Annotated in this window: 10 protein-coding genes and 3 pseudogenes; 4 read left to right on the top strand and 9 right to left on the bottom strand. The window is 75.2% G+C overall.

Features of this window, described 5'->3' with window-relative positions; translation table 11 throughout:
• Positions 1-14: 14 nt before the first annotated feature.
• Positions 15-599 carry a LysR substrate-binding domain-containing protein gene (locus BJF88_RS23965; RefSeq protein ID WP_369824667.1) on the bottom strand — a complete coding sequence of 195 codons (585 nt, stop codon included), beginning with the start codon at positions 597-599 and terminating at the stop codon, positions 15-17.
• A 149-nt stretch (positions 600-748) separates the two neighbouring features.
• Positions 749-949, bottom strand: a pseudogene (locus BJF88_RS23960) (LysR family transcriptional regulator); the annotation flags it as partial.
• A gap of 11 nt (positions 950-960) precedes the next feature.
• Between BJF88_RS23960 and BJF88_RS17185 the strand changes: the two are divergent.
• On the top strand, positions 961-2,238 hold the full coding sequence (locus BJF88_RS17185; protein ID WP_083649243.1) for a YeiH family protein: 1,278 nt from the start codon (positions 961-963) through the stop codon (positions 2,236-2,238).
• 98 nt (positions 2,239-2,336) lie between these two features.
• Here BJF88_RS17185 and BJF88_RS17180 read toward each other — a convergent pair whose 3' ends face one another.
• From BJF88_RS17180 to BJF88_RS17165, 4 genes and pseudogenes are all read right to left on the bottom strand, one after another.
• Complete coding sequence (locus BJF88_RS17180) at positions 2,337-3,119, bottom strand: HAD family hydrolase (protein WP_255372143.1); 783 nt, start codon at positions 3,117-3,119, stop codon at positions 2,337-2,339.
• Between the two features lie 14 nt (positions 3,120-3,133).
• Positions 3,134-4,638: pseudogene (gltX, locus tag BJF88_RS17175) on the bottom strand (glutamate--tRNA ligase).
• Between the two features lie 53 nt (positions 4,639-4,691).
• Positions 4,692-5,474, bottom strand: coding sequence for a fumarylacetoacetate hydrolase family protein (locus tag BJF88_RS17170; RefSeq protein WP_075829716.1), 783 nt, complete (start codon positions 5,472-5,474; stop codon positions 4,692-4,694).
• Between the two features lie 55 nt (positions 5,475-5,529).
• Positions 5,530-6,425: pseudogene (locus BJF88_RS17165) on the bottom strand (methyltransferase domain-containing protein).
• A gap of 95 nt (positions 6,426-6,520) precedes the next feature.
• Here BJF88_RS17165 and BJF88_RS17160 point away from each other — a divergent pair.
• On the top strand, positions 6,521-7,711 hold the full coding sequence (locus tag BJF88_RS17160) for a heparan-alpha-glucosaminide N-acetyltransferase domain-containing protein (RefSeq protein WP_075829680.1): 1,191 nt from the start codon (positions 6,521-6,523) through the stop codon (positions 7,709-7,711).
• Between the two features lie 78 nt (positions 7,712-7,789).
• On the opposite strand, the gene BJF88_RS17155 is transcribed toward BJF88_RS17160, so the two are convergent.
• Positions 7,790-8,809: an aldo/keto reductase gene (locus tag BJF88_RS17155; RefSeq protein WP_075829679.1), complete on the bottom strand. Its 1,020-nt coding sequence runs from the start codon at positions 8,807-8,809 to the stop codon at positions 7,790-7,792.
• 41 nt (positions 8,810-8,850) lie between these two features.
• Between BJF88_RS17155 and BJF88_RS17150 the strand changes: the two genes are divergently transcribed.
• Complete coding sequence (locus BJF88_RS17150) at positions 8,851-9,246, top strand: MmcQ/YjbR family DNA-binding protein (protein WP_075829678.1); 396 nt, start codon at positions 8,851-8,853, stop codon at positions 9,244-9,246.
• A gap of 85 nt (positions 9,247-9,331) precedes the next feature.
• On the opposite strand, the gene BJF88_RS17145 is transcribed toward BJF88_RS17150, so the two are convergent.
• Positions 9,332-10,396: a DUF4190 domain-containing protein gene (locus BJF88_RS17145; RefSeq protein ID WP_075829677.1), complete on the bottom strand. Its 1,065-nt coding sequence runs from the start codon at positions 10,394-10,396 to the stop codon at positions 9,332-9,334.
• Positions 10,397-10,561: 165 nt separating this feature from the next.
• On the opposite strand from BJF88_RS17145, the gene BJF88_RS17140 reads away from it, so the two are divergent.
• Entirely contained in the window at positions 10,562-11,509 is a 948-nt protein-coding gene (locus BJF88_RS17140) for a 3-methyladenine DNA glycosylase (protein ID WP_369824664.1), read from the top strand.
• A gap of 36 nt (positions 11,510-11,545) precedes the next feature.
• Here BJF88_RS17140 and BJF88_RS17135 read toward each other — a convergent pair whose 3' ends face one another.
• The gene (locus tag BJF88_RS17135) at positions 11,546-12,151 is read right to left on the bottom strand and encodes a YdeI family protein (protein ID WP_075829676.1); all 606 of its coding nucleotides are present in this window, start codon (positions 12,149-12,151) and stop codon (positions 11,546-11,548) included.
• Positions 12,152-12,224 lie beyond the last annotated feature (73 nt).

Below are 12,224 nucleotides of genomic sequence, written 5' to 3'. Positions count from 1 at the left end.
CCGGCAACCCGAGGTCAGCCGGCGACGGTGCTCGCCGCCGCCGCGATGCGGCGCGCCGCCGCGGACAGGGCCGTGCCGTCCTTCCACACCATGCGCAGCCGCCGCTCGAGCGCGAGCCCGGGCACGGCGAGCCGCACGAGCGCACCGCGCGCGACGTCGTCGGCGACCGCGAGGGTGGACAGCACCGCCACCGCACCGCCGTGCTGCACCGCGGTCTTGAGGGCGGCCGTCGAGCCCAGGTGCGGCAGGTGCTCCGGCAGCCGCTCGCCCAGCGCCGCGAGCCCGCGCTCGAGCGTCTCGCGCGTCCCCGAGCCGCGCTCGCGCACGACGAGCCCACCGGTCAGCAGCTCGTCGACGCGCAGCGCGCTCCGGCGCGCCCAGCGGTGCCCCGGGCCGACGACGACCACCAGCTCGTCGTGCGCGATCGTCCGGCTGCGCAGCCCGCGCCGCAGGGTCGCGCTCTCGACGAAGCCGAGCTCGACCTCGCCGGCGAGCACGGCCTGCGCGACGTCCGTCGAGTTCCGCACCACGAGCTCGACGTCGGGGGCGAGCGCGCCGCGGTCCCGGGCACGTCGGACAGCGCGAGGCGCGCGAGCCACCGCGGCGCGAGGTGCTCGGCCACCGTGAGGCTCGCGGCCACCCGCACGCGTTCCGCGGGCCGCTCGCGCAGCGACGCGACCGACCGCTCGAACCGGTCGGAGGCCTCGACCACCTCGCGCGCCCACGCCGCGGTCGCGCGCCCGGTCTCGGTGAGCCGGGCCCCGCGCGTCGTGCGCTCGAGCAGCTCGTGCCCGACCCGCCGCTCGAGCGCGCGCAGGCCCGCGGAGGCCGTGGGCTGCGCGATGCCGAGGGCGCGCGCCGCCGCACTGATCGAGCCGTGCGAGTCGGTGGCGACGAGCAGCTCGAGGGTGCCGAGCGTCGTGCGTCCGGCGCGGGTTCCCGATGCCATAGGTCCACTCTATGGGTTGCCGCGCCGCTCGGCCTTCCGGCCTACCACGGCGGCGCCCAGGCTGGGAGCATGCCCACCCATCCATCGACGGCCGATCGTGCCTCGGCCGCCCGCCCCCTCCCGACCGTCCCGGGCGCGAGCCCAGGCCCGGCCCCACCCCCGGGAACGGGCACCGGCACGGCGGCCGCCGCGCGCTCCGGGCCTCGCGCCCTCGCCCGGGGCTCGTCGCGGTCGCGCTCGCCGCGGCGGTCGTCCTCGTCGCGTCGCCGCTCGTGCCCGGGGTCTCGCCCCTGGTCGTCGCGCTCGTCGCGGGCGCCGCGGTCGGCTCGCTCGTCCTCGGCCGCGTGCGCGCACCCCGCGCGACGGCGGCGGTCGACGCCGTCCGGCCCGGCGTCGCGTGGACGGCCTCGACCGTGCTGCGCGCGGGCGTCGTGCTGCTCGGGCTGCAGCTGTCGCTGCCGGAGGTGCTCGCGCTGGGGTGGCGCGGTCTCGTGGTCGTCACGACGACGCTCGCCGTGACGTTCGCCGCCACGCTCGCGCTGGGACGGGCGCTGCGGGTGCCGCGCACGGCCGCGCTGCTCGTCGCCACCGGGTTCTCGATCTGCGGCGCGGCGGCGATCTCGGCGATGCGGGGCGTCGTCGCCCGGCCCGGCCGCGCCCCCGTGCAGGTGCGCGAGGACGACGACGCCGTCGCCGCCGCCCTTGCGCTCGTCACCGTCTACGGCACGCTCGCCATCGTGGTGCTGCCCTGGCTCTCCGGACCGATCGGTCTCGACGACGAGCAGGCCGGGCTCTGGATCGGGGCGAGCGTGCAGGAGGTCGCGCAGGTCGTCACCGCCGCCGGGTCGGTGTCGGCGGCGGCGCTCGCGACCGCGACCGTCGCGAAGCTCGCGCGCGTCGCGTTCCTCGCGCCCGTGGTGGCAGGCGCCGGCCTCGTCGAGGCGCGACGGGCGAGGAGGGACGGGCGACCCGACCCGCGGACGGACAGCGGGCGCACGGACGGCGGGCGGGCGGACGGCGGGCGGGCGCGCGTCAGCCCCGTGCCGTGGTTCGTCGTCGGCTTCCTCGTGGCGGTGGCCCTGCGGTCGACCGGCGTAGTGCCGGACGTCGCGCTCGACGCCGCCGCAGTCACCACGACGACCGCGTTCACCGCTGCGATGTTCGCGCTCGGCCTCGGCGTCGACGTCCCCCACCTGCTGCGGACCGGACGCCGGTCGCTCGCGCTGGGCGGGCTGTCCGCCGTCGTCGTGACGACGACGTCCCTCGCCGGCGTCCTCCTTGTCGCGTGACCGCGCGCAGCACGGCCCCACGGAGAGCAAAATGCGCCGAGGTAGAGCCCCCGGCCGCGAGGTAGAGCGCGCAGGGCTCTATCTCACGGCCGGAGGCTCTACCTCGGCGACGGGGCGGGCTCTCCGGTGGACGCGGCGACGCCGACGACGGCGGGCAGGTCCGCGAGCCCGTGCAGCACGTGCACGCCCGACGCGCGCGCGGCGTCCGGGTCCTCGGGGTGCGGGCCGCCGCGGCGGGTCCCGGGCCGGTCGAGCCAGACGCCGACGAGGCCGGCCGCGAGCGCGGCGCGCGCGTCGACGTCGAGCTCGTCGCCCACGTACGCCGTGCGGGCCGGGTCGGTGCCGAGCCGGCGGCACGCCTCGGCGAACACCCGCGGGTCGGGCTTGCCGAACCCCAGCGTGTCGACGCCGACCAGCAGGGGCACGTCCTCCAGCCCGGCGGCGGCGAGCTTGCGCGTCTGGAGCTCGACGCGCGCGTTGGTCAGCGACCCGACGCGCAGCCCGGCCGCCACGAGCACGTCGAGCACGGGCCGGGCGTCGTCGAACGCCGTCCAGGACCGCTCGAACGTGCCCCAGAAGAGGTCCTTCCAGTCCACGTACGCGGCGTCGTCGAGCATCCGCCCGCCGAACGCGGCCTGGAGCTCGTTGGCGCGGGCCATGCGCTGGGCGTCGAAGTCGACCTCGCCGCGCGTGTAGGCGCGGTAGTGCCCGTTGGGGTCGGCGCGCCACAGCGCGAGGACCTCGGGGTGCCGGTCCTCGGGCAGTTGCGGCAGCCAGACGCGCGACGCCGCGGAGATAGCGTCGGCGAACGCGGCCATCGTGTCGACGAGCGTGTCGTCGACGTCGAACAGCACGCCCTCGAGAGGCGCTGCACCGGCCACGGCGCCCGACCCGCTCACAGCGAGGCCCGCAGCCGCTGCAGGCGCGCGAGGGCCGACTCCTTGCCGAGCAGCTCCATCGACTCGAACAGCGGCGGCGACACGCGACGCCCGCTGACCGCCGCGCGCAGCGGCGTGAACGCGAGGCGCGGCTTGATCTCCAGGCCGTCGACGATCGCCGCGTTCAGCGCGTCCTGGATCGGCTCGGCCCGGAAGTCCTCGAGCGGGGCGAGCGCGGCGATCGCGGCGTCGAGCACCTGCGGCGCGGACTCCTTGAGCCCCTTGCGTGCGTCCTCGTCGACCTCCAGGCGTCGTCGGCCGTGAAGAGGAAGCCGAGCATCCCGACGGACTCGCCGAGCAGGACCATGCGCTCCTGCACCAGCGGGGCGGCCGCGGTGAGCAGCTCGCGGTGGCGGGGCTCGAGGTCGGCGAACGAGTCCGCCGGCACGAGGCCGCCGGCGTGCAGGTACGGCACGAGGCGGTCGCGGAAGTCCTCGGGGGCGAGCATCCGCACGTGGGTCGCGTTGATGGCCTCGGCCTTCTTGAGGTCGAAGCGCGCGGGGTTGGGCAGCACGTCGTGGACGTCGAACGCCTCGATCATCTGGGAGACCGAGAAGATGTCGTTGTCCGGCGAGATGGACCAGCCGAGGAGCGCGAGGTAGTTGAGCAGACCCTCGGGCGTGAAGCCGCGCTCGCGGTGCAGGAACAGGTTCGACTCGGGGTCGCGCTTGGAGAGCTTCTTGTTCCCCTCCCCCATGACGTAGGGCAGGTGGCCGAACTCCGGCATCACGGTCGCGACGCCGATGTCGAGCAGCGCCCGGTACAGCGCGATCTGCCGGGGCGTCGAGGACAGCAGGTCCTCGCCGCGCAGCACGTGCGTGATGCCCATGAGCGCGTCGTCGACCGGGTTCACGAGCGTGTAGAGCGGCTGCCCGTTGGCGCGCACGATCGCGTAGTCCGGCACCGACCCGGCCTTGAACGTGATCTCGCCGCGCACGAGGTCGGTGAAGGTGATGTCCTCGTCCGGCATCCGCAGGCGCAGCACCGCCTCGCGCCCCTCGGCCCGGAACGCGGCCTTCTGTTCGTCGGTGAGCGTGCGGTCGAAGTTGTCGTACCCCTTGGTCTTGATCCCGGCCGCGGCGTTGCGCGCGTCCGCCTCCTCCGGGGTCGAGAACGACTCGTAGACGTACCCGCCCTCGACCAGCCGGCGGATCACGTCCTGGTACAGGTCCGCACGCTGCGACTGCCGGTAGGGCGCGTGCGGCCCCCCGACCTCGACACCCTCGTCCCAGTCGAGCCCGAGCCAGCGCAGCGCGTCCAGGAGCTGCTGGTAGCTCTCCTCGCTGTCACGGGCGGCGTCGGTGTCCTCGATGCGGAACACGAACGTGCCGCCCACGTGCCGCGCGTACGCCCAGTTGAACAGCGCGGTGCGGATCAGCCCCACGTGCGGCGTCCCGGTCGGGGACGGGCAGAAGCGGACACGGACGGGCGAGGAACCAGGTGCGGGGATCACGCCGCCCAGCCTAGTTGCCCGACGGCGCCCGCTCCCCCGCGCGGGCGGCCTCCCGCGCGCGGTCAGCCGCGGCGCAGGACCGGGTTGCCGAGGACGCCGATGCCCTCGACCTCGCACTCGACGCGGTCGCCGGCGTCGATGCGCCCGACGCCGGCGGGGGTGCCGGTGAGGATCACGTCGCCGGGCAGGAGGGTCATCGCCTCGGAGATGTACGACACGAGGTAGGCGACGTCGAACACCATGTCGCGCGTGCGCCCGTCCTGCTTCGTCTCGCCGTTGACGCGGCTGCGGACGGCGACGTCCTCGGGGTCGAGGTCGGTGTCGATCCACGGCCCGAGCGGGCACGCGGAGTCGAAGCCCTTGGCGCGCGCCCACTGGCCGTCGGTGCGCTGCGCGTCGCGCGCGGTGACGTCGTTCGCGACGGTGTAGCCGAGCACGTAGGTTGACGCCGCGTCGGGCGAGACGTCCTTGGCGAGCCGCCCGATGACGACGGCGAGCTCGGCCTCGTACGAGACCTCCTGCGAGAAGTCCGGCAGGACGATCGGGTCGTCCGGCCCGACGACCGACGTGTTGGGCTTGAGGAAGATCATCGGGCGCGACGGCACCTCGCTGCCCATCTCCTGGGCGTGGTCGGCGTAGTTGCGGCCGACCGCGACCACCTTGGAGCGCGGGATGACGGGTGCGAGAAGGCGCACGCCGTCGCCCAGCTCGAGCCGCTCGCCCGTCGGCGTGACGGGCATGTAGAGCGGGTCGCCGGTGAGGACCGCCAGGTAGGTGCGGTCGCCCTCCTGCTGGACCAGGGCGTAACGGGGGTCGTCTCCGGTGGTGAATCTCGCGATGCGCACGGGCACAGGCTATCGGCCGCGCGGGCCCCGCACCCGGGTGTCGGCGCGCCGGACGTCAGGCGCGGGCCAGCACCTCGCCGTGCAGCACGGCGAACCAGCCGGCCGGCTCCTCGGCCCAGCGCAGCCAGTCCTGCGCGAGCTGCTCGAGCGCGACGTCGTCCGCGAGCGCCGAGTCCTTGGCCTGGACGGCGAAGTTCGACGCGACGCACCGCTCGGCCCACAGCCCGCCCCACCAGGTGCGGTCCTCGGGGGTCGCGTAGCACCACGTGCTCGCCGACGGCTCGATGCCCGCGGGGTCGAACCCGGCGTCCTGGACCCAGGCGAAGAGGCGGCGCCCGGCGTCGGCCTCGAACCCGTAGGCGTGCGTGACCTCGTGGTAGAGGGTGTTCCACTCGGTGAGACCGGGCGACTCGGGGTACCAGGTCATGGCGGCGTAGTCGGCGTCGCGGACGGCGACGATCCCGCCGGGCTTCGTCACGCGTCGCATCTCCTGCAGCGCGGCGACCGGGTCGGACAGGTGCTGCAGCAGCTGGTGGGCGTAGACGACGTCGAACGTGCCGTCGGCGAACGGCAGCTCGTAGGCGTTCGCCTGCTGGAAGGTGATGTTCGGGGTGCTGCGCCGGCCCGCGAGCTCGCGGGCGCTCTCGAGCACCTTGGCGGACGCGTCGACGCCGACGACCGGCCCGACGGCACGCGCTCCGCGAGGTCGACGGTGACGGTCGCCGGGCCGCAGCCGACGTCGAGGACGTCCATGTCCTCGCGCAGGTGCGGCAGGAGGAACCCGGCGGAGTTCTCCGCGGTGCGCCACCGGTGGGAGCGCAGCACGGACTCGTGGTGGCCGTGGGTGTAGGACTCCGACTCCTTGGCGGGGTTGGATCCGGCCGCCCCGGTGGGGGCGTCGCCTCGGGAGTCTCCGCTGGTGCCGACTCCGCTGGTGGGGGTTTCCGTCATACCCGCACCGTAGGGCGCCCTCACCTGGTTCTCGACCCTGTTCTCACACTCTGGGCGGTGTGCGCGGACGGCGTTCGGGGCGCAGAATCGCACCCATGACCGTCGCCCCGCCGGCCGCCCCACCGACGTTCGCGCGACGGCACGCCGCCCTCCTGCTCGGGGGTGACGGGCGCATCACGGGTGTCGACGTGGCGCGGGGGCTCGCGGTGCTCGGGATGTTCACCGCGCACGTCGGGTACACGACGGACGCCGTGACCGGCGCCGCGAACTGGCTCGCGGTGTCGCACGGTCGCTCGTCGATCCTCTTCGCGCTCGTCGCCGGCGTGTCGCTCGCGCTGGTCTCGGGCGGCCGGACCCCGCTCGACGGGCTGCCCGCGCTCCAGGCCCGCACCCGGATCCTCGTGCGGGCGGTCCTCCTCCTCGCGCTCGTCGGCCTCCTCGACCTGCTGGGCACGCGCGTGCTGCTGATCCTCGGCTTCTACGCCGCGTACTTCGTGCTCGCGCTGCCCTTCCTGCGGTGGTCGCCCGGCCGTCTGGCGGTCGCGGCCGGCGCGGTCGCCCTCGCCGGGCCGGTCCTGGCGTACTACGGGCCGGAGGTCCTCGCGCGCGCCGGGCTGCGGCTGCCCGAGGACGGCTCCGGCGCGCTCACGGACTTCCTGGTGTCGGGGCACTACCCCGCGGTGGTGTGGATGGCGTACGTCCTCGCGGGGATGGCGATCGGGCGCCTGGACCTGACGTCGACGGCGGTCCGGGTCGCGCTCGTGGGCGGCGGGCTGCTGGCCATGGCGATCGCGTACGGCGTCTCGGCAGCCGTCGTCGAGCCGCTCGGCGGCACGCGGGCGGTGGAGGACGCCGCGGCGGCGTGGTCGAGCACGCTGCGGCCGGAGCCGCTCGCGTGGGAGGACCCGTGGCCGACGTCGGTCTACCTGTGGCTCGCCGGGCCGCACACCGACACGCTGCCCGAGGTCGTGGGCTCGGGCGGCTTCGCGGTCGCGCTGCTCGGCCTGTGCCTGTTCGCCGGCCGGGTCGGGCGCTGGGTGCTCGCCCCGCTGGCCGCGGTCGGCGCGATGGCCCTGAGCGTGTACTCAGCACAGATCGTGGCGCTGTGGGCGTGGGGCGAGGAGGCGTACGAGCAGACGACGAACGCCCCGCTCCTGGTGCTCGTCGTCGTGACGCTCGCGGCCGCGACGGCGTGGCGCTGGGCGTTCGGCCGTGGCCCCCTGGAGCGGCTCGTCGCGTCCGTCGCGCGCCGGAGCGCCGACGCGGGCGTGCGGGCGCGCCCGTAGCTGCGCGCCGCCCGACCCACGAGTCTGCGGAACCGTGTCGCTCAGTGAGCTAAGGATCTCGGCGTCGCGGGCGAACCGTCAGAACAGCGCGACCTTCTCCGCCGCCGGGAAGATCTCGTCGAGCGCGGCGAGGTCGTCGGCCGTCGGGCGCCACGCAGCGGCGCCGACGTTCTGCACCACCTGCTCGGGGCGCGTCGCACCGGCGATGACGCTCGTGACCTGCGGCTGCGCGAGCAACCAGCCGAAGGCGACCTGCAGCTCGGTGACGCCGCGCTCCTGGCAGAACGCGTGCAGGCGGTCGAGGCGCTCCCAGGGCGCGGACTCGAGCAGGTGCGGCTTGGCGCGCACGAGTCGCGAGTCCTGCGGACGTCCACCCCCCGTGTACTTGCCGGTGAGCAGGCCGTTGGCGAGCGGGAAGTACGGCAGGACCCCGAGCCCGTACGCGCGCGCGGCCGGGATCACCTCGAGCTCGGCGCGACGGTCGAGGAGGTTGTAGTGCGACTGCGACGAGACGAACCGCTCCGTCCCCCGTGCGCGAGCCACGTGCTCGGCGTCCGCGATCTGCCAGCCGCTGCGGTTCGAGTGGCCGACGTACCGGACCTTCCCGGCCCGGACGAGGTCGTCGAGCGCGGACAGCGTCTCGTCGATCGGCGTCAGGTCGTCGGGCGTGTGGAACTGGTAGAGGTCGATGTGGTCCGTCCCGAGGCGGCGCAGCGACCCCTCGACCGCGCGGGTCACGTAGCGGCGCGAGCCGCGCGCGCCGAAGTCGGCGCCGTGGAGCCCTCGCACGTCCATGCCGAACTTCGTCGCGACCACGACGTCGTCGCGCCGCACGCCGAGGGCCACGCCCAGCAGCTCCTCGCTGAGGCCGGGACGGGCGCCGTAGCTGTCGGCCGTGTCGAACAAGGTGACGCCGGCGTCGAGAGCAACGTGCACGACGGCGGTGCTGCCCTCCTGCGTCTGCGTCGCGGTCCCGGCCCGGCCGAGGTTGTTGCAGCCGAGGCCGACCGTCGAGACGGCGAGGCCGGAGCGCCCCAGGCGGCGCAGCTCGGGGGTGGCGGACGAGCCGCCGGTGCGGGGTGCGGGGACGTCGGGCATGCGGCCGAGACTAACGGCGGTGCGGGGCCTACCGTGGTCCCATGGCCACGTGGGAGGACGTCGACCGCGTCGCCGCGGTCCTGCCGGACACCACGCCCGACACCGCGCCCGACGGCTCGCGAAGCTGGCGCGTCCACGGCAAGGCCTTCGTGTGGCACGCCCGCTGCGCGCGAAGGACCGTGCGGAGCTCGGGGACGCCGCCGCCCGGTCGACGCCGCCCGCGGCGTTCTACGTCGCCGGACGAGGGCGAGAAGGAGGCGCTGCTCGGCGACGAGCCGGGGACCTTCTTCACCACGTCGCACTTCCACGGCTACGCGATCGTGCTCGCACGCCTCGACCACATCCCCGTGCCCGAGCTCGAGGAGCTCGTGCAGGACGCGTGGCTCGCCCGCGCGCCGAAGCGGCTCGCGAAGGAGTACCTCGAGCAGTCCGAGTAGCCGACCGGGTGCGCGGACGCCGCAGGCCCGCCCGAGGACGCCCGGGCGGCCTGCGGCTCGGTCCAAGGTGACCGCGGGCCCGGTGTCAGGGCGCGGTCGAGAAGAGCGCGTCGTCGTACTCGAACGGCCCGGGAGCGACCTGGACGAGGAGGTCGGCCGGGTCGGTCACGCCGAAGCCGACGGGGAACGTCACGCTCTGGCCGGGGAGCACGGCCGTCATCGGACCGCCGTCGAGGCCGCCCTCGGAGTCGAACACCTGGTCGGCCTCCGTCCCGGCCGACGACGCCGTGAGGAACACCATGCTCGGGTCGAACGGCTCGTCGGTGCCGTTGGTGACGGTGACGTCGAACCGGACGTGCGCCGGGTAGTCCTCGCCTCCGGCCGACCACTCGCCGGGCGTGAACGGCACGGGCGCGGTCACGCTCACCTCGAGCCCGTCCTCGTACACGACGGTCTCACCGAACGGTGCCGTGCCGGAGGGCACCTCGGCGGCGAGATCCTCCTCCACGGCGGGCTCGTCCACCGGCGCCGGCTCGTCCTCGGGCGCGACGGTCGCGGTGTCGCCCAGCTCCTCCTCCAGCTGCGCGAGCGACTGCTCGTAGTCGGTGCTCACGTCGTCGATCCACCGGGCGAACACCACCCAGGACACGACCGTGCCGACGATCGCGAGCGCGCCGACGACGATCGCCGAGAGCGCCAGCCCCTTGCCGTTCTTGCCCTTCTTGACCTGCAGCAGACCGACGATGCCGAGCACGAGGCCCGCGAGCGCCAGGACGGCGGCGACGAGGTTCACGCCGGGGATCCAGCACCCCAGCAGACCCACGACCGCGAGGACGAAGCCGGTGATCGCCACCGCGTTCGTCCGGGACGGCGCGGGTGCGCCGTACGTCGGGTACCCGCCGTACGGCTGCGTCGGGTCCGGGGCACCGGACGGCTGGGCACCGGACGGCTGCTGGTACGGCTGCTGCGCCTGGTACGGCTGCGTGGGCTCGTTCGGGGGCGTGCCCCAGGTCGACGGCTGCTCCGGTCCGGGCAGCGGCTGCCCGCCCGACGGCGGGGCGAACGGGTCCTGCCGCGGCGCCGACGAGGCGGCCTCGCGGTACGGGTCGTGCTGGTAGGGGTCGGGAGAGCCGGTGGGCGGCTGCGTCATGGTGCTCCTCCGCGGCGGTCGCCGCGCGGTCGGGTGGTGAGAGGTGTGCCGGGTCTTCACAGCACGTTCACGCTCATTCTTCCGGCCGGAAACGGTCGCAAGCCCCGCAGAGCGGGTGAAATCCACCGCGGCGGGCGTGTCGTGCGCCTCTCGTACCCTGGAGGGGTGCGCGCCATCCCCGGACCCCTCCTCGCTGCGGCCGCGACGCTGCCGGCCGGTGAGTGGCGCGACCGCGAACGCCGGCACGCCGAGCGCGCCGACGCGCTCACCGCGGGCTGGCGACACCGCAAGCCGCTCGGCGAGAAGCACGCGATCGAGGACTTCCTCTTCACCTACTACCCCACGCGGCCGGCTCAGCTGCGCCGGTGGCACCCCGGCCCGGGCGTGGTGCTCAGGTGGCCTTCCGCCGAGGGCGACGACGCGCGGGTCGCGTGCGCCGACCGCGCCTCCTGGCGCTGGTACCGCGAGGTCGAGGACGGCGTCGCGCTCGATGTCGAGGCGTACCTGGCCGAGCGCGGCGACACCGTGCGCTACGTGCGCGCGCTCCTGCGCGCCACCGCGTCGCGCCCCGGGCGCTTCGGCTGCTTCGGGCTGCACGAGTGGGCCATGGTGTACCGCGACCACGCCGCCGGGCGCGACCACCGGCACCCGCTCCCCCTGCGGCTGGGGACGCAGGGCACGGACCGGGTCGTCGAGACCCACCCCGTGCAGTGCTCGCACTTCGACGCGTTCCGCTTCTTCACGCCCGAGGCCGCGCCGCTCAACCGCCTGTCCCCCACGCGCGAGACCCAGCCGGCGCTCGAGCAGCCCGGCTGCCTGCACGCGACGATGGACCTGTACAAGTGGGCCCTCAAGCTCGGGCCGGCCGTCCCCGGCGGGCTGACGCTCTCGACGTTCGAGCTGGCGCGCGACGTCCGCGCGGTCGACATGCGAGCCAGCCCGTACGACGTGTCGTCCTACGGGCTCGCGCCGATCGCCGTCGAGACGGCGGAGGGGAAGGCCGAGTACGTGCGCCACCAGCGCGCGTTCGCCGCCCGCGGGGCGCGGTTGCGCCACGACCTGCTCGCCGTGTGCGACCTGCTCGTGGAGGGCGAGACCGCACCTTCCGCGTGACGCGTCCGGCGCAGCCGCCCGGCAGGTCCGCGGGCGTCAGCGGCGGGGCCGGTGCGCCGGCACGCCCTGCGCCGCGAGGTCGGCGGTCTCGGTGACGCGTCGCGCGCGCGTGCCGTCGCGGCGCGCGTCGGCGATCCACGCGAGGACGTCGCGTCGCACGCCGGGCGTGAAGGCGTCGAAGTGCTCGCGCGCACCGGGCCGCTCGGCGAGCGCGGCGGTGAGGTCGTCCGGCACGACGAGCGCCTCGGCGTCGTCGAAGCGGGTCCAGGACCCGTCCGCCTCCGCGGCCGCGACGACCGCGCGCCCGGCGTCGGACATGCGACCGGCGGCCTCGACGCGCGCCACGCGCTCCTTGCTGAGCCGCGACCACCGGCTCCCGCGGCGGCGCCGCGTGAACCACAGCGCGTGCCGGTCGGCATCGACGGTGGACGCCTGGCCGTCGATCCAGCCGTGGGCGAGCGCCTCGAGGACCCACGGCTCGTACCCGGGCACGTCGTGCCCGCTCCCCCGGCGCCACGTGACGAGCCAGACGCCGGGCTCGGCGTCGTCGTGGTGCTCGGCGAGCCACGCACGCCACTGGTCGGGGTGGTCGGCCTGGAAGGCCGGACGCCCGCGGTAGCTGTCGAGGCGGTCGTCGGCCACCGTGCACCTCCCGCGTCGAGCGAGTCGTCCTCGGACGGTAGCGTGCCGGGCCCGGGCCCCGCGAGGGGCCCGG

The organism is Cellulosimicrobium sp. CUA-896 (assembly GCF_001942335.1).
Lineage (GTDB): Bacteria > Actinomycetota > Actinomycetes > Actinomycetales > Cellulomonadaceae > Cellulosimicrobium.
This window is presented reverse-complemented; position numbering and strand designations above follow the sequence as displayed.